General features: G+C 54.7%; 19 protein-coding genes. 9 read left to right on the top strand and 10 right to left on the bottom strand.

The window, feature by feature from the left end:
• Positions 1–68: 68 nt before the first annotated feature.
• A complete protein-coding gene (znuC, locus tag E0L21_RS11455) occupies positions 69–824 on the top strand; it encodes a zinc ABC transporter ATP-binding protein ZnuC (RefSeq protein ID WP_131409564.1) in 756 nt (251 codons plus the stop codon).
• Positions 821–1,606 (top strand): zinc ABC transporter permease subunit ZnuB, encoded by a 786-nt coding sequence (znuB, locus tag E0L21_RS11450; protein ID WP_131409562.1) that lies wholly within the window; start codon positions 821–823, stop codon positions 1,604–1,606. The genes znuC and znuB overlap by 4 nt, the downstream gene beginning before the upstream one ends.
• A gap of 39 nt (positions 1,607–1,645) precedes the next feature.
• On the opposite strand, the gene ruvB is transcribed toward znuB, so the two are convergent.
• From ruvB to E0L21_RS11435, 3 genes are all read right to left on the bottom strand, one after another.
• A complete protein-coding gene (ruvB, locus tag E0L21_RS11445) occupies positions 1,646–2,656 on the bottom strand; it encodes a Holliday junction branch migration DNA helicase RuvB (protein WP_131409560.1) in 1,011 nt (336 codons plus the stop codon).
• A gap of 8 nt (positions 2,657–2,664) precedes the next feature.
• A complete protein-coding gene (gene ruvA / locus E0L21_RS11440) occupies positions 2,665–3,276 on the bottom strand; it encodes a Holliday junction branch migration protein RuvA (protein ID WP_131409558.1) in 612 nt (203 codons plus the stop codon).
• Between the two features lie 98 nt (positions 3,277–3,374).
• Positions 3,375–4,256, bottom strand: a complete 882-nt coding sequence (locus E0L21_RS11435; protein ID WP_131409556.1) for an SDR family oxidoreductase — start codon at positions 4,254–4,256, stop codon at positions 3,375–3,377.
• Between the two features lie 95 nt (positions 4,257–4,351).
• On the opposite strand from E0L21_RS11435, the gene E0L21_RS11430 reads away from it, so the two are divergent.
• A complete protein-coding gene (locus tag E0L21_RS11430; protein WP_131409554.1) occupies positions 4,352–5,170 on the top strand; it encodes a helix-turn-helix transcriptional regulator in 819 nt (272 codons plus the stop codon).
• A 26-nt stretch (positions 5,171–5,196) separates the two neighbouring features.
• Here the strand turns inward: E0L21_RS11430 and ruvC are convergent, their stop codons facing one another.
• The 4 genes from ruvC to aspS form a co-directional block, all read right to left on the bottom strand.
• A complete protein-coding gene (gene ruvC, locus E0L21_RS11425; protein ID WP_020454125.1) occupies positions 5,197–5,718 on the bottom strand; it encodes a crossover junction endodeoxyribonuclease RuvC in 522 nt (173 codons plus the stop codon).
• Positions 5,719–5,755: 37 nt separating this feature from the next.
• Entirely contained in the window at positions 5,756–6,496 is a 741-nt protein-coding gene (locus E0L21_RS11420) for a YebC/PmpR family DNA-binding transcriptional regulator (RefSeq protein ID WP_131409552.1), read from the bottom strand.
• A 146-nt stretch (positions 6,497–6,642) separates the two neighbouring features.
• Positions 6,643–7,086 (bottom strand): dihydroneopterin triphosphate diphosphatase, encoded by a 444-nt coding sequence (gene nudB / locus E0L21_RS11415; protein WP_017456927.1) that lies wholly within the window; start codon positions 7,084–7,086, stop codon positions 6,643–6,645.
• A gap of 1 nt (position 7,087) precedes the next feature.
• The gene (gene aspS / locus E0L21_RS11410; protein WP_131409550.1) at positions 7,088–8,866 is read right to left on the bottom strand and encodes an aspartate--tRNA ligase; all 1,779 of its coding nucleotides are present in this window, start codon (positions 8,864–8,866) and stop codon (positions 7,088–7,090) included.
• A 267-nt stretch (positions 8,867–9,133) separates the two neighbouring features.
• On the opposite strand from aspS, the gene E0L21_RS11405 reads away from it, so the two are divergent.
• The 5 genes from E0L21_RS11405 to cmoB are packed head-to-tail and all read left to right on the top strand — an operon-like array spanning position 9,134 to position 12,711.
• The gene (locus E0L21_RS11405; protein ID WP_131409548.1) at positions 9,134–9,700 is read left to right on the top strand and encodes a hydrolase; all 567 of its coding nucleotides are present in this window, start codon (positions 9,134–9,136) and stop codon (positions 9,698–9,700) included.
• Complete coding sequence (locus tag E0L21_RS11400) at positions 9,697–10,515, top strand: DUF72 domain-containing protein (protein ID WP_131409546.1); 819 nt, start codon at positions 9,697–9,699, stop codon at positions 10,513–10,515. Before E0L21_RS11405 ends, E0L21_RS11400 begins: the two co-directional genes overlap by 4 nt.
• Before the next feature lie 52 nt (positions 10,516–10,567).
• Positions 10,568–10,963 carry an MAPEG family protein gene (locus E0L21_RS11395; RefSeq protein ID WP_131409544.1) on the top strand — a complete coding sequence of 132 codons (396 nt, stop codon included), beginning with the start codon at positions 10,568–10,570 and terminating at the stop codon, positions 10,961–10,963.
• A gap of 39 nt (positions 10,964–11,002) precedes the next feature.
• Positions 11,003–11,743, top strand: coding sequence for a carboxy-S-adenosyl-L-methionine synthase CmoA (gene cmoA, locus E0L21_RS11390; RefSeq protein WP_131409542.1), 741 nt, complete (start codon positions 11,003–11,005; stop codon positions 11,741–11,743).
• Positions 11,740–12,711, top strand: coding sequence for a tRNA 5-methoxyuridine(34)/uridine 5-oxyacetic acid(34) synthase CmoB (cmoB, locus tag E0L21_RS11385; protein WP_131409540.1), 972 nt, complete (start codon positions 11,740–11,742; stop codon positions 12,709–12,711). The genes cmoA and cmoB overlap by 4 nt, the downstream gene beginning before the upstream one ends.
• Positions 12,712–12,793: 82 nt before the next feature.
• Here the strand turns inward: cmoB and cutC are convergent, their stop codons facing one another.
• Entirely contained in the window at positions 12,794–13,537 is a 744-nt protein-coding gene (cutC, locus tag E0L21_RS11380; RefSeq protein ID WP_131409538.1) for a copper homeostasis protein CutC, read from the bottom strand.
• Between the two features lie 70 nt (positions 13,538–13,607).
• On the bottom strand, positions 13,608–14,168 hold the full coding sequence (locus E0L21_RS11375) for a VOC family protein (RefSeq protein ID WP_131409536.1): 561 nt from the start codon (positions 14,166–14,168) through the stop codon (positions 13,608–13,610).
• Positions 14,169–14,314: 146 nt separating this feature from the next.
• Here E0L21_RS11375 and argS point away from each other — a divergent pair, with 146 nt between their 5' ends.
• Entirely contained in the window at positions 14,315–16,048 is a 1,734-nt protein-coding gene (gene argS, locus E0L21_RS11370) for an arginine--tRNA ligase (protein WP_131409534.1), read from the top strand.
• A gap of 60 nt (positions 16,049–16,108) precedes the next feature.
• Here argS and bglB read toward each other — a convergent pair whose 3' ends face one another.
• On the bottom strand, positions 16,109–17,248 hold the full coding sequence (gene bglB / locus E0L21_RS11365; protein ID WP_131409532.1) for a beta-galactosidase BglB: 1,140 nt from the start codon (positions 17,246–17,248) through the stop codon (positions 16,109–16,111).
• Between the last annotated feature and the right edge of the window lie 2 nt (positions 17,249–17,250).

Below are 17,250 nucleotides of genomic sequence, written 5' to 3'. Positions count from 1 at the left end.
TTAATCGTAATGAATAAGTGGAGTGTGATATTATAACATTCGACAACTTGTGCAACCCCATAAATGCTATGACGAATCTTGTAACGCTCGAAAATGTCACCGTCGCATTCGGCCAACGGCGCGTCCTGTCTGATATTTCGCTGAATTTACGCGCCGGTAAAATTTTAACCCTGCTGGGCCCTAATGGCGCGGGCAAATCAACGCTGGTGCGCGTTGTGCTTGGGCTGGTAGCACCCGACTCCGGGTTGATCAAGCGTGACAAAACGCTGCACATTGGATATGTGCCGCAGAAGTTACACCTTGACGCTACCTTGCCACTCACCGTTGGCCGTTTTATGCGTCTCCGGCCGGGCACAAGTAAGGACGATATTGTTCCCGCGCTGAAACGTGTGCAGGCTGCACATCTGGTCGATGCGCCAATGCAAAAACTGTCTGGTGGCGAAACCCAGCGCGTATTATTGGCGCGAGCTCTGCTTAATCGCCCGCAATTGCTGGTTCTTGATGAGCCAACCCAGGGCGTTGATGTCAATGGGCAAGTGGCGCTGTACAACCTGATAGACCAGCTGCGTAAAGAGCTGGACTGCGCTGTACTGATGGTGTCTCACGATCTGCATCTGGTTATGGCAAAGACTGATGAAGTGCTCTGCCTGAATCACCATATTTGTTGTTCCGGAACGCCGGAAGTGGTTTCGATGCACCCGGAATTTATCTCCATGTTCGGCCAGCGTGGTGCAGAACAGTTGGGAATTTATCGCCACAATCACAACCACCGCCACGATTTACAAGGCCGCATTGTGCTGCGTCAGGGTAATGGACACTCATGATTGAATTGTTACTGCCCGGCTGGCTTGCCGGGGTTATGCTCGCCTGTGCGGCGGGCCCGTTGGGTTCATTTGTCGTCTGGCGGAGAATGTCATATTTCGGCGATACGCTCGCGCATGCTTCTCTGTTGGGTGTCGCTTTCGGATTATTGCTGGATGTAAACCCATTTTATGCAGTGATCGCCGTTACGTTGCTGCTGGCCGCCGGACTGGTGTGGCTGGAAAAACGGCCACATCTGGCAATTGATACTCTGCTGGGAATCATGGCGCACAGCGCACTATCGCTTGGTCTGGTTGTTGTCAGCCTGATGTCAAATATCCGTGTCGATTTAATGGCCTATTTGTTCGGGGACTTACTGGCAGTGACGCCAGGCGACTTGGTGGCGATCGCCCTGGGCGTTGTTGTGGTGCTGGGGATGTTGTTCTGGCAATGGCGCAATCTGCTGTCTATGACCATTAGCCCCGAGCTGGCATTTGTTGACGGCGTTAAGCTTCAACGAGTGAAGCTGCTGCTGATGCTGATTACCGCATTAACCATTGGCGTTGCCATGAAATTCGTGGGTGCCCTGATCATCACCTCACTGCTGATTATTCCTGCCGCGACGGCGCGACGCTTCGCTCGTACACCGGAGCAAATGGCGGGCATCGCGGTCGGTATCGGGATGATCGCCGTGACTGGCGGACTGACATTTTCGGCCTTTTATGACACGCCCGCTGGCCCATCCGTGGTGTTGTGCGCGGCGCTGCTGTTTATCTTCAGCATGATGAAGAAACCCGCCAGCTAACGCGAAAGGCCGGAAGCAAATGCTCTCCGGCCTTTCGCGTTATGGCATTTGCGGTGGCGTAATACCGAAGTGGTTCCACGCCCTTACCGTCGCCATCCGACCGCGCGGCGTGCGCTGCAAAAAGCCCTGCTGGATAAGATACGGCTCTAGCACATCCTCAATCGTTTCGCGCTCTTCGCCAATGGCTGCTGCCAGGTTGTCCAGCCCGACCGGGCCGCCGAAGAATTTATCGATAACCGCCAGCAGCAGTTTACGATCCATATAGTCGAATCCTTCGGCATCGACATTCAGCATGTCCAGTGCCTGGGCCGCTATATCAGCGGTGATATCGCCGTCATACTTCACCTCGGCGAAATCACGCACACGCCGCAATAGACGATTTGCGATACGCGGCGTACCGCGTGCGCGGCGCGCTACTTCCAGCGCACCCTCGTCGCTCATCTCCAGCCCCATATAACGCGCGCTGCGTCCCACAATGTGCTGTAAATCCGCAACCTGATAGAACTCAAGACGCTGCACAATACCGAAACGATCGCGCAGCGGCGAGGTCAGTGAACCCGCGCGTGTTGTCGCACCAATCAAAGTAAACGGCGGTAAATCGATTTTGATAGAGCGTGCGGCTGGCCCTTCACCAATCATGATATCCAGTTGGTAATCTTCCATCGCTGGATAAAGCACCTCTTCGACAACCGGCGAGAGGCGGTGAATTTCATCGATAAACAACACATCATGCGGCTCAAGGTTAGTGAGCATCGCGGCAAGATCGCCCGCTTTTTCCAGCACTGGCCCTGAGGTAGTGCGCAAATTGACACCCATCTCGTTTGCCACGATATTCGCCAGCGTCGTTTTACCTAAGCCCGGTGGGCCAAAGATAAGCAGATGGTCCAGCGCGTCACCACGCAGTTTTGCCGCCTGGATAAAGATCTCCATCTGCGAGCGCACCTGCGGCTGACCGATATATTCGTCGAGCATTTTTGGCCGAATAGCGCGGTCTGCGACTTCTTCTATATTGGTGCTGGCGGGCGTGACCAGACGGTCTGCTTCAATCATCCTCTACCTCACAATGCCGCGCGCAGCGCTTCACGGATCAGGGTTTCACTGTTGGCATCCGGACGCACAATCTTACTTATCATCCGGCTGGCTTCCTGAGGTTTATAGCCCAACGCCACCAGCGCAGCAACGGCTTCTTGTTCCGCATCATCCGTCGCCGGGCTTGCCGGAGAGGCCAGTACTAAATCGGCGGCCGGAGTGAAGAGATCGCCGTGTAAGCCTTTAAAGCGATCTTTCATCTCGACAATCAAACGCTCGGCGGTTTTCTTCCCGATGCCAGGTAATTTGATCAGCGCTGCAGGATCTTCACGTTCAACCGCGTTGACAAACTGCTGCGCCGACATGCCGGACAGAATCGCCAGCGCCAGCTTTGGCCCAACGCCATTGGTTTTGATGAGCTCACGAAACAGCGTCCGTTCCTGCTTGTTATTAAAGCCGTACAACAGCTGAGCATCTTCGCGTACCACAAATTGTGTAAAAACAACCGCCTCTTTTCCAGCGTCCGGGAGCTCGTAAAAGCAGGTCATAGGCATATGGACTTCATATCCTACGCCCCCTACTTCCAGCAGAACCAATGGGGGTTGTTTTTCTACAATGATGCCTCTGAGTCTGCCTATCACGTGACGCTCCTGCGTTAACGGCTGAAAGTGTAATGCCGTATCATAAAAAAAGGCTGGATAGATATCCAGCCGAATATACAGGAAAACGCGAGCGTGGTTCAGGAATTCGCGTAATAGGCCGCATCCGCAAGATCGGTCAGCAAATCGCATTGCGCAGGCTGCCAACCTAAAACGTCACGGGTTCGCTCGCTGGTCGCCGACATATCCGCGGCGGCAAAGGTGGCAAACCAGCCAAAATGTTCTGCATCACGTGATTCAGCGGGCAGGCCCAGCATATTGCCAATGGCGATAGCAATTTCCCGCATGGGAATCCCCTCCTCCGCTACCGCATGGTACACCGTTTCCGTTACGCCACTTTCCAGTGCCAGCCGGTAGACCTTCGCGGCATCCAGGCGGTGCACCGCCGCCCAGCGATTATTGCCCTCACCCGGCCAGGCTGATACACCGGTTTTCTTCGCCAGCGCGATCAACATCGGGATAAAACCGTGATCACCTACCCCATGAACCGTTGGTGCCAAGCGCACGCTGGCAGTCCGGACACCTTTTTCGACCAGATCCTGTGCCGCAAATTCGGAACGGCGCAGGTAATTCGGGTCGCTAACAGGTTTATCCTTTTCAGTTGCTGCCCGCCCTTGAACCAACCTTGCCAGCCCCGAGGTCACCAGTAACGGGCGTTCGCTACCGAGTAGCGCTTCCCCCATGACTTCAATGGCGCGCCTGTCCTGTTCGCAATTTTCCGCAAAACGGGAAAAGTCGTGATTAAAGGCGGTATGGATCACCGCATCCGCACACGAAGCCGCGTCAAACAAAACGGAATGATCGTCCAGCGTTCCGGCAATGACCTGCCCCCCTGCGGCCAGCAACGCTTGTGCTTTGTCCGCATTTCTTGCCAGGCCACTCACCTGGTGCCCGGCAGCAATCAGTTCTGCCGCCACTTTTGCGCCGACCCAACCGGTCGCGCCCGTTAGAAAAACATGCATGCGTGTGCCTCCTGATGTTGACTCGCGCCGTTATCCTTATAAATATCCGTGGTAGTGAAAAGTAGTGACTTTATCGGGGTATAAGGACTAACAGGATGCAGAGCGTTACTCAGCCTAAAGATCTGGGCAGTTACCTGAAATCGCGCCGGGCGCAACTTGATCCTGTGGCGCTGGGTTTTCATACCGCGCGGCGACGAACGCCAGGGCTGCGTCGTGAAGAGGTGGCGCATCTGGCCTGTATTAGCGCCACCTGGTACACCTGGCTTGAGCAAGGGCGAGGAGGTACGCCTTCAGCAGAAGTGCTGGAACGCATTTGTCAGGCGCTACGTCTTTCCGAGCGCGAACGCGAACACATTTTTCATCTGGCATTAGGCCGCGCACCGGGCATGCTTTCCATGTCCAGGGGGACAGTGACGGAAAGGCTGCAAAAGGTGCTGGACTGTATGCACCTGAGCCCGGCGATGATCCGCAATGCAACATGGGATGTGCTCGCCTGGAACAAAGCCGCTACGGTGGTGTTATCCGATTACCCCAGTCAGCCCGCACATGAACGTAATATTCTGCGGCGCATTTTTCTTAATCCTCAGGCACGCGCCGCGCAGGTAGACTGGCATTCGCTCGCCCGCTTTCTGGTTGCCGCATTTCGCGCAGACGCAACCCGCGCGGGTGCGTCGATTGAAATTCGTCCGCTGGTCGAAGAGCTCAGCGCGGCTTCTGCTGAGTTCGCCGAACTCTGGCAGAATAATGATATAGACGTAATGGAAGAAGGCACCAAGATCCTGCTGCATGGCGCTGTCGGTAGGTTGTCGCTGGAGTTCTCGAGTTTTTCGGTGGAAGGGCAACCGGACCTGACAATGGTGGTCTATAACCCATCAACCGACGAGGACGCGCGCAAGATAAGTTCGCTGCTATAAAAAAAGCGCCGGTAAACCGGCGCTTTTTAGCGTAATCGTCCGCGAGCCAGATTGAGCCTTGTGCTGCTCACCTGCAAAGCATTTTGGCTGACATGGCAATGCGTAATGGCGATAGCCAGCGCATCTGCAGCATCCGCCTGCGGGTTGGCGGGCAGTTTCAGCAACGTGCGCACCATATGCTGCACCTGGCTTTTTTCCGCGCTCCCAATGCCAACCACCGTCTGTTTTACCTGCCGTGCGGCATATTCAAACACCGGTAAATCCTGATTCACGGCGGCAACAATCGCCACACCGCGTGCCTGTCCCAGCTTGAGTGCCGAATCGGCGTTTTTCGCCATAAAGACTTGTTCGATAGCGAAAAAATCCGGCTGGAACTGGGTAATGATCTCCGTCACGCCCGCATAAATCAGCTTCAGACGCGACGGCAAATCATCCACTTTGGTACGGATACAGCCACTGCCCAGATAAGTCAGTTGCCGCCCCGTCTGGCGGATCACGCCATAACCGGTGACGCGCGAACCCGGATCGATACCGAGAATGATCGCCATTATGCGTCTCCGGTTACAGGCGAGTTAATCAGCGACATTAGAGTGTCGCCGCAACCTCATCAGAGATCTCACCATTGTGGTAAACCTCCTGCACATCGTCGCAATCTTCCAGCATATCGATCAGACGCAGCAGTTTCGGCGCAGTTTCTGCATCCATATCGGCTTTGGTCGACGGGATCATGGCGACTTCAGCGTTGTCCGCTTTCAGACCCGCGGCTTCCAGTGCGTCACGCACCGCACCCATCTCTTCCCACGCGGTGTAAACGTCGATTGCGCCATCATCAAACGTCACTACGTCTTCAGCACCGGCTTCCAGCGCTGCTTCCATAATGGTGTCTTCGTCGCCAGCGTCGAAGGAGATAACCCCTTTTTTGCTGAACAGATACGCGACAGAACCGTCGGTACCGAGGTTACCACCGCATTTGCTGAAAGCATGACGCACTTCCGCCACGGTACGGTTGCGATTGTCACTCAGACACTCCACCATCACCGCCGTGCCGCCAGGACCATAACCTTCATAAATGATGGTTTCCATGTTCGCGTCATCATCACCACCCACACCACGCGCGATTGCACGGTTTAAGGTGTCGCGGGTCATGTTGTTAGACAGCGCTTTATCAACCGCCGCACGCAGACGCGGGTTAGAACCGATATCACCACCGCCCAGACGAGCAGCCGTTACCAGTTCACGGATGATTTTGGTAAAAATCTTACCGCGTTTAGCATCCTGTGCCGCTTTGCGGTGTTTGGTGTTGGCCCATTTACTATGACCTGCCATAAAAAACTCTCCAATAAAGCCTTTTCCCGGCGGCTTTCAGCCCTCAGGCGCGTTGGCTGCTCCCGTTCGCGCCCGCTCCTTACCACAGTAAGCTGCTGGCGACGCCGGGGATTGCCACCTTCCTGAGAATTGAAATTCCAGGGAAATTAGTCGGCGTTAATAACAAATTCTTCAATCGCCTGCCGGTTGCTCCATGACTTGGTTAATGCCGCCGCTGCGGGCGCATCAAGCCAGCGGTACGCCAGATGTTCAGTAAAAACAATCTGCCGTTCATGGGGCAGCGCAAGACAAAACCAGGATTCGGTATTGTGCGTAACGCCCGGCGCATAGCGATGACGTAAATGACTAAATATTTCAAACTCCACCGTGCGCTGACAGTCGATTAAGGTCAGTTGCTCGAAAGCAATATCGATCTCGACCTCTTCCTTTACTTCACGCATGGCGGCTTGCGACGCTACCTCTCCTGCTTCAAGACTGCCGGTCACCGACTGCCAGAAATCAGGATCGTCGCGTCGCTGCAACATCAGCACCCGTTTCGTGTCCTCGGCGTAAATCACCACCAGCACGGAAACCGGGTGCTTAAAAGCCATCTTATTTATTCTCCGGCGTCTCTTTTTTGACGACAGAAATACCCAGTTCAGCCAGCGACGCCGGGTTGGCGAAGCTTGGCGCTTCCGTCAACAGACAGGCCGCAGCCGTGGTTTTCGGGAACGCAATCACGTCACGGATATTATCGGTGCCGGTCAGCAGCATGGTCAGACGATCCAGACCAAACGCGAGGCCTGCGTGCGGCGGCGTACCGTACTTCAGCGCGTCCAGCAGGAAGCCGAACTTCTCGCGCTGTTCCTGCTCATTGATGCCCAGAATGCCGAATACTGTTTGCTGCATTTCACCGCTATGGATACGCACAGAACCGCCGCCCACTTCATAGCCATTGATAACCATATCGTAAGCATTCGCGACGGCCTCTTCTGGCGCAGCTTTCAGCTCAGCTGCGGTCATATCTTTCGGCGAGGTGAACGGATGATGCATCGCGGTCAGACCGCCTTCGCCGTCATCTTCAAACATCGGGAAGTCAATCACCCACAGCGGCGCCCATTTGGCTTCGTCGGTCAGATTCAGGTCTTTACCCAGTTTCAGACGCAGCGCACCCAACGCATCGGCAACCACTTTTTTGTGGTCTGCGCCGAAGAAAATCATGTCGCCATCTTGTGCGCCAGTGCGTTCAAGGATGGCGCTAACAATTTCAGCGTTCAGGAATTTCGCAACCGGGCTGGTGATCCCCTCCAGTCCTTTTGCCGCTTCGTTGACCTTAATGTAAGCAAGGCCTTTCGCCCCGTAGATTTCGATGAATTTGCCGTAGTCGTCAATCTGTTTACGGCTAAGTTGTGCGCCACCTGGCACACGCAGCGCAGCAACGCGGCCTTTCGGGTCGTTTGCCGGGCCAGAGAACACTTTAAACTCGACCGCTTTCAGCAAGTCGGCCACGTCCACCAGCTCCATTGGGTTACGCAGGTCTGGTTTATCGGAACCATAACGGCGCTCGGCTTCGGCGAAAGTCATGATCGGGAAGTCGCCCAGATCAACACCACGAATTTCCTGCCACAGCTCGCGTACCAGCGCTTCCATCACTTCACGCACCTGCGGCGCGGTCATAAAGGAGGTTTCCACATCGATCTGGGTGAATTCCGGCTGGCGGTCAGCACGCAAGTCTTCGTCGCGGAAGCATTTGACAATCTGGTAGTAACGGTCGAAACCGGACATCATCAGCAGCTGTTTGAACAGCTGCGGAGATTGCGGCAGTGCGTAGAATTTGCCTTTATGTACACGCGAAGGCACGAGATAGTCGCGCGCGCCTTCTGGCGTCGCTTTGGTCAGCATTGGCGTTTCAATATCGAGGAAACCGTGGTCATCCATAAAGCGACGCACGAAGCTGGTGATCTTCGCGCGGGTTTTCAGGCGCTGAGCCATTTCCGGGCGGCGTAAGTCAAGGTAGCGATATTTCAGACGCGCTTCTTCAGTGTTGACGTGGTTGGAGTCCAGCGGCAGCACGTCAGAGCGGTTGATAATATTCAGCTCAGTGGCGAACACTTCCACTTCACCGGTTGCCATATCTTTGTTGATGTTTTTGCCATCGCGCGCACGTACGGTACCGGTAATCTGAATGCAGAACTCATTACGCAGTTCAGAGGCGAGCTGGAACGCATCCTGATGGTCCGGGTCGAAAAACACCTGCACGATACCTTCACGATCGCGCATATCAATAAAGATAAGGCTACCGAGGTCACGACGACGGTTGACCCACCCACAAAGCGTTACTTGCTGTCCCACATGGGACTGATTGAGCTGCCCGCAATATACTGTACGCATGAGATATCCCTTAATTAGCTGCGCGCGACCCGCCGCCTGCGGCGGCAGGCACTCTGGTGGCAGCTATTTTCGTATGACACAACTGGATGAAAAAAGGGGGCTATTATACTGGAAATTCTGACTGACGATAAGCCCGCGACCGACTGTACGCGCGTTTGCTGCGCGCTTATTGCGCATTCTCACAAAATTTAACAAAATTTGTACACCGTCCGCACCAACATAACGCGTAAGGTATCCGCCGACGTCATTCATTTTTCAGGAGTTATTATGCTGGAGCTCAATGCTGAGAAAACCGCACTGGTGGTAATCGATTTACAAGAAGGCATCCTGCCTTTTGCCGGTGGCCCGCACACAGCGCAGGACGTTGTTCAACGCGCCGCCAAGCTTGCAGAAAAATTTCGCGCCAACGGTGCGCCGGTTGTATTGGTGCGCGTTGGCTGGTCGGCGGATTTTGCCGAAGCGCTGAAACAGCCGGTTGACGCTGCAACAGGCGGACATGCGCTGCCAGAAAACTGGTGGGTTTACCCGCAGGCTCTGGGCAAAAAAGAGAGCGATATCGAAGTGACCAAACGCCAGTGGGGCGCCTTTTACGGCACCGATCTTGAGTTGCAACTGCGCCGCCGGGGCATCGATACCATCGTGCTTTGTGGTATTTCCACCAATATCGGCGTCGAGTCTACCGCGCGCAACGCCTGGGAATTAGGTTTTTCACTGGTGATTGCAGAAGACGCCTGCAGCGCAGGCAGCAGCGAACAGCATCAGAGCAGCCTGTCGCATATCTTCCCGCGCATTAGCCGTGTTCGCAGCACGGACGAGATCCTTAACGCGTTATGATTTATGTCGGCCTGCCGCAATGGTCGCACCCGAAATGGGTGCGCCTTGGTATTACCAGCCTCGAAGAATACGCCCGGCACTTTAATTGTGTCGAAGGCAATACCACGCTCTACGCCCTACCGAAAGCCGAGATCGTGGCGCGCTGGTACGAACAAACCACGGATGATTTCCGCTTCTGCTTTAAATTTCCCGCCACCATTTCGCACCAGGCATCGTTGCGTAACTGTCGCGATCTTACTGATGAATTTTTTGCGCGGATGTCGCCGCTCGCCAACCGGATAGGCCAGTATTGGTTACAGCTTCCTGCAACCTTTGGCCCGCGCGACTTACCCGCTCTGTGGTCATTTCTGGACGCGCTGCCTGTAGGTTTCACTTATGGGGTTGAAGTACGCCACCCGAGTTTTTTCGCTAAAGGCGAAGAGGAAAAAGCGCTCAATCAGGGCTTACATGCGCGCGGCGTAAACCGGGTGATCCTTGATAGCCGACCGGTGCATAGCGCTGTTCCTCATAGTGAAGCGATCATTGAAGCGCAGCGCAAAAAGCCGAAAGTACCGGTGCATGCGCTGGTAACCGCCAACCATCCAATGGTGCGTTTTATCGGCAGCGACAATATGGAACAGAATCGCCAGCTGTTTGCCGTATGGCTGAAAAAACTCCCGTTGTGGGAACAGACCATCACGCCCTATTTATTTTTGCATACGCCGGATATCGCCCAGGCACCGGAACTGGTGGAAACGCTGTGGCAGGGTTTGCAAGCCGCTGCGCCAGGCGTTGGCGACGCCCCTTCTCTTCCGCTGCAATCTTCTCTTTTCTGAACGAACCACCTATCATTGTTAAGCGGTCACCAGAGCCTTAAAGGGAGTTAGTATGGTTAGCGCGCTTTACGCCGTGCTGGGTGCTTTGTTACTGATAAAATTTTCTTTTGACGTTATCCGCCTGCGCACGCAATACCGTGTGAGCTATGGCGACGGTGGGTTTAGCGAACTGCAAAGCGCGATACGCATTCACGGCAATGCGGTCGAGTACATTCCCATCGCCCTTATTCTGCTTCTTTTTATGGAGATGGACGGTGCACAAACCTGGTTAGTGCACGTTTGCGGGCTGCTGCTGATCGTGGGTCGCCTGATGCATTATTACGGCTTTCACCACCGTTTGATCCGCTGGCGTCGTTCCGGCATGGGCGCAACCTTTTGCTCACTGCTGCTGATGGTGCTGGCAAATCTGTGGTACATGCCCTGGGAGTTGGTTTTCTCCCTGCATTAGCGCACAATACGCCCCTTTGTTTTCCCGGATATTTACACTATGTCTCACCGCGACACGCTTTTTTCTGCGCCTATCGCCAGCCTGGGCGACTGGACTTTTGACGAACGGGTAGCCGAAGTCTTCCCGGACATGATCCAGCGTTCCGTACCGGGTTACTCCAATATTATCTCAATGATCGGCATGCTGGCGGAGCGCTTTGTCCAGCCTGCGACGCAGGTCTATGATCTCGGTTGCTCACTGGGCGCCGCCACGCTCTCAGTGCGTCGTAACATTCATCACGCTGATTGCAAAATTATCGCCGTCGACAACTCGCCCGCCATGGTAGAGCGCTGCCGTCGTCATATCGATGCCTATAAAGCACCAACGCCCGTCGAAGTGATTGAAGGCGATATTCGCGATATTCACATCGAAAACGCCTCGATGGTGGTGCTCAACTTCACCCTGCAATTCCTTGAACCGGACGACCGCCTGAAATTGCTGCAGAAGGTTTACCAGGGGCTGAATCCTGGCGGTGCGTTAGTGTTATCGGAAAAATTCAGTTTTGAAGACCGTACTGTCGGCGAACTGCTGTTCAATATGCACCACGATTTTAAACGCGCTAACGGTTACAGCGAACTGGAGATCAGCCAGAAACGCAGCATGCTGGAAAACGTCATGCTGACCGATTCTGTTGAAGCGCATAAAACACGCCTGCGCACTGCCGGGTTTGAGCACAGCGAACTGTGGTTCCAGTGCTTTAATTTTGGTTCACTGGTTGCACTAAAGGCGGTTGATGCATGATTGAGTTCGGTCGTTTTTATCAGCAAATCGCCACCGGTACGCTTGCACACTGGCTGGAAACATTACCCGCTCAACTCTCCGCCTGGCAGCGTGAAGCGTTGCACGGGCAGTTTAAGCAGTGGAACAACGCCGTAGAATTTTTGCCCACCATCACGCCCACCAAGCTGGATCTGCTGCACAGTGTCAGCGCGCAAAGTGCCGAGCCACTCAGCGCCGGGCAGCTTAAAGGTATGGAAACGTTGCTGCGTAACCTGATGCCGTGGCGCAAAGGGCCGTTTTCGTTGTATGGCATTGATATCGACACCGAATGGCGTTCGGACTGGAAATGGGAGCGCGTCCTGCCGCACCTTTCCGATCTAAAAGGTCGCACAATTTTAGATGTCGGTTGCGGCAGCGGTTACCACTTGTGGCGCATGGTCGGTGCGGGTGCGCAGCTTGCCGTTGGTATCGATCCGACGCAATTGTTCTTATGCCAGTTTGAAGCCGTGCGTAAGTTGTTGGGTGACGATCGGCGTGCCCATCTCTTGCCGCTCGGCATTGAGCAACTTCCGGCGCTGAACGCTTTCGACACCGTGTTTTCTATGGGCGTGCTTTATCACCGCCGCTCACCACTTGAACATCTTTGGCAGTTGAAAGATCAACTGGTAAAAGAGGGTGAACTGGTGCTGGAAACGCTGGTGGTGGAAGGTGACGAAAATACCGTGCTGGTGCCCGGTGACCGCTACGCGCAAATGCGAAACGTCTATTTCATCCCTTCTGCGCTGGCGCTGAAAAACTGGCTTGAGAAGTGTGGTTTTGTCGATGTCCGCATTGCGGATATAAGCGTTACCAGTACCGACGAGCAACGTCGCACGTCGTGGATGGTCACGGAATCACTGGCCGATTTTCTTAACCCGGCTGATAACAGTAAAACCGTTGAAGGCTATCCGGCCCCGATACGCGCGGTGTTGGTTGCCCGCAAACCGTAAGATAAAAAAAGGCCCCTGTTAATGGCAGGGGCCTGGTACAAGCAAGCATCATATTGGGCGACATGATGCGCGGTAAAAACTGTTACGGGCGATGGTGCAAAATCATCTCTTTCATCACCGCCACCGCATCGCCATCTACACCGTAACGGGCATATTCATCCGCACTGGTATCTGACGACATCGATAATCCTGGATTGCGATAGCGCATCGGCGACGCTGTCCAGCATCCTGCCGAGCTATGCACCTCTTTTATTCCCGCATGGAGAAAGGTTTCGAGGTTATCCGGGCGCACGCCTGCGCCGGCCATAATGATTGGAACACCAGACCGGGTATTTAGTTCCCTGATTAATGAAAGTCCTTTTGCTGCCGACGGCTGCTGACCGGATGTGAGAATACGAGCGATGCCTAATTCCGCTAAACTATCAAACACTTGAAGTGGGTTTGCACACATATCGAACGCGCGATGAAAAGTTACCGCCATCCCCTGTGCGGCCTGCATAATTTCCCGCATGCGCACAACATCGACACCCCCTTCTTCCGTCAGCACGCCGGTGACAAGCCCTGGAAAACCCAGCTCACGGAGCATCTCAATATCACTCAACATGGAAGCAAACTCATCGGCCCGATAGCAAAAATCCCCGCCACGCGGACGCACGATCGGGTGTACAGGAATCGCCACCGCCTGACGAATCGCTTTCAGCGCACCAAAGGAAGGGGTTAAACCGCCCTCTTTCGGCGCAGCGCAAAATTCAATGCGATCGGCCCCATTTTGCTCAGCAGTTACCGCGTCATCGACGCCGTAACAGCAGATTTCCAGTAATGTCATTTCATCTCCCTCTGTTCAGCATGGCATGCTTTTGCAAATGCAGATTTGCGCGCCTTCACACCCGCGCGCTTCACTGCTCGCTGGCGACAATCTCTTCAATGGTCCACGGATGAAACTTCACGGTGACTTTGCCATCCGTCACCGCCAGCGTTGGGTTGGGCAGCCGCTCACGCTCGCCTTTTGGTGAACTGGTTTTCACCGAAATCCCCGGCTGGCTTAACCCCTCATCGGCCATCAGCGCCAGCGCACGCGCGTTGAGCGTGGCGATATCTCCCGGCAGCACGATTTCAACATGTTCCCACCCTTCGTGCGGGTAGCGCTTTTCGCCCGGCCACGGCAACTCAATCACCGTAAACTGCCAGTGGGCGACGCACACCGGTTCACGCAGTTTGAACAGGCAAATCGGCCGACCATTAATGATGTTTTCCGACAGCAGTTCGCCACATTGCTCAAAGCCACGCCGCCAGCGCTCCGCCGTGGTGTTCTGGTGACAGCGCAACGAGATGTGATCGGCATTTAAGGGTGCGATATTCAGCCCCAGGCGGGTAGTTAAATTTTGCAAATCTTGGGTAAACCGTGGCAAATCTTCCACGATATCCTGCAACTCTTCGATGGTTTGCCAGGTACGCATAACAGTGCTCGCAAGTCATAACAAAGCGCATAATCTACCGTGTTATGCAGTGCTGACGCCACCGGGCATTTGCAGTATACTCCCGCCTTTATTAAACACCCGGACGCCGCCTCAGCGACGCGGTGTCCTAAAAGTAAGGTATCCCGGTGAATATTCAGGCTCTTCTCTCAGAAAAAGTCAGTCAGGCCATGATTGCAGCAGGCGCGCCAGCCGATTGTGAAGCGCAGGTTCGTCAGTCAGCAAAAATTCAGTTTGGCGACTATCAGGCTAACGGCGTGATGGCAGTGGCGAAAAAACTGGGCATGGCGCCGCGACAACTGGCCGAGCAGGTTCTGTCTCACCTTTCTCTCGACGGGATTGCCAATAAAGTTGAAATCGCCGGTCCTGGCTTTATCAATATTTTCCTCGCGCCTGAGTTTCTCGCCTCGCAGGTAGATGCGGCGCTGAAATCCGATCGTCTGGGCGTAACAACACCTCAGCCACAAACCGTGGTTATCGACTACTCCGCGCCGAACGTGGCGAAAGAGATGCACGTCGGCCACCTGCGCTCTACCATCATTGGCGATGCGTCGGTTCGTACGCTGGAGTTCCTCGGTCATAACGTGATTCGCGCCAACCACGTCGGCGACTGGGGCACCCAGTTCGGCATGTTGATTGCCTACCTTGAGCTGCAGCAGCAAGAGAATGCCGGTGAAATGGCGCTGGCCGATCTCGAAGGATTTTACCGCGAAGCCAAAAAACATTACGACGAAGATGCGGCGTTTGCTGAACGCGCACGCGCTTACGTGGTGAAGCTGCAAGGCGGTGACGAATATTGCCGTGAAATGTGGCGCAAGCTGGTCGATATCACCATGAGTCAGAACCAGAAAACCTACGAACGCCTGAACGTGACGCTGACCCGCAAAGATGTGATGGGCGAAAGCCTGTATAACCCGATGTTACCGGGCATCGTTGCGGATCTGAAAGCCAAAGGTCTGGCCGTCGAGAGCGAAGGCGCGACCGTGGTGTTCCTGGATGAGTACAAGAACAAAGAAGGCGAACCGATGGGCGTCATCATCCAGAAAAAGGATGGCGGCTACCTGTACACCACAACCGACATCGCCTGTGCGAAATACCGTTATGAAACGCTGCATGCCGATCGCGTGCTCTACTACATTGATTCCCGTCAGCATCAGCACCTGATGCAGGCTTGGACCATCGTGCGCAAAGCCGGTTATGTGCCGGATTCCGTGCCGCTGGAACATCACATGTTCGGCATGATGCTTGGCAAAGACGGTAAGCCGTTCAAAACCCGCGCGGGCGGTACGGTGAAGCTTTCCGATCTGCTGGATGAAGCGCTGGAACGCGCGCGTCGCCTGGTGGCGGAGAAGAACCCGGATATGTCTGCCGACGAACTGGAAAAACTGGCCAACGCAGTCGCTATCGGCGCGGTGAAATACGCGGATCTGTCGAAAAACCGCACCACCGATTATGTCTTCGACTGGGATAACATGCTGGCCTTTGAAGGCAACACGGCGCCGTACATGCAATACGCTTACACGCGCGTGCTGTCGGTATTCCGTAAAGCGGGCATTGAAGAGAATGAGCTGGAAAACGCACCGGTGGTAATTGGCGAAGAGCGCGAATCCCAACTGGCGGCACGTCTGTTGCAGTTCGAAGAAACGCTCTCCGTCGTTGCGCGTGAAGGAACGCCGCATGTGATGTGCGCGTATTTATACGATCTGGCGGGCCTGTTCTCCGGTTTCTACGAGCACTGCCCGATCCTCAGCGCGGAAAGCGATGAAATCCGCCTAAGCCGTCTAAAACTGGCCCTGCTGACGGCAAAAACGCTGAAACTCGGTCTGGATACGCTGGGTATTGAAACCGTTGAGCGTATGTAATCGCCCCAGTTTTTAGCCATAAAAAACCCCGGTCATCCGGGGTTTTTCTTTTATTGCGTCTCAGAAATATTTTCGCAGATACTCCGTCAAACAGAGCATCGCCATCGCCTGCCCATAGGGCATTGAGGTCAGCGGGATCTGGCGGTAAAACTCCAGATTACTGCCCATTCCCGTGCCGAACGACACCTGCAATAGCTCCCCTTCCGGCGAAATATGACCCACAATCGCTTTCACCGCTTTTTCCGCCACGTCCGTGTAATCTGCGCTGATGTAACGCTTACGCAACGCTTTCAGGATGCCATAGGCAAACCCGGCGGTTGCCGAGGCTTCAAGGTAAGAATTCGGATCGTCGAGCAGCGTATGCCATAACCCGCTTTCATGCTGGCACTTCGCCAGCGCAGCAACTTGCGCATTCAACACTTGTACCAGGTAACGGCGCACCGCACTGTTTTCCGGCAGATCGACCAGCTCCAGAAAATCAGGGATAACAATGGTCAGCCAGCTATTACCGCGCGCCCAGCGGGCGTTGGCAAAGTTATGGTGCCCATCATAATTCCAGCCGTGGAACCACAGTCCGGTTTCCCTGTCCATCAGGTTCTGTACATGCAGCAGGAACTGATAGACCGCCTCTTCCACATACTCCGGGCGGTTAAGCAATTTGCCGATTTTCGCCAGCGGCAGCACGGTCATCATCAGCGTGTCGTCCCACATCTGCTGGTGGTTCTCCTCCGCCAGCGTAATGTGCTGCATACCACCACAGTCGGTGCGCGGCATCTCGTTCATCGCCCATTCGGCCCAGCTTTCCAGCCACGGCAAATAGCCCGGATTGCCAGTTTCTTCGTAGCGATACGCCAGCGTCAGGAACGGCGCCATAGTGTTGACGTTTTTGGTGGTCGCGCCTTCCGCAAAGCGGTCGGCGAACCAGTTATCAATCACCTCGCGAACGTTCTCTTCCCCGGTCTGGCGATAATACTGGTACATCCCGTACAGACCCACACCGTGGGTCCATTCCCAGCCAGCCCAGCCTTTGGTATCAATCACGCGCCCATCGTCGAGACGGAGTAAAAACTCACCGGTGTTGTCGTGAATATTGACCAGGTTATGCGTCACCTTACGGATCAACGCTTTCAGTTCATCACGGGCGATAAAACGCTCTGGCTGACGCAATAACGGGCTGTGTTTGACAGGCCAAACCTTCATAT

Origin of the sequence: Kosakonia quasisacchari, assembly GCF_004331415.1 — a bacterium.
Classification (GTDB): domain Bacteria; phylum Pseudomonadota; class Gammaproteobacteria; order Enterobacterales; family Enterobacteriaceae; genus Kosakonia; species Kosakonia quasisacchari.
Note: the sequence above shows the minus strand (reverse complement) of the source record. Positions and strands in the feature narration are given on the sequence as shown.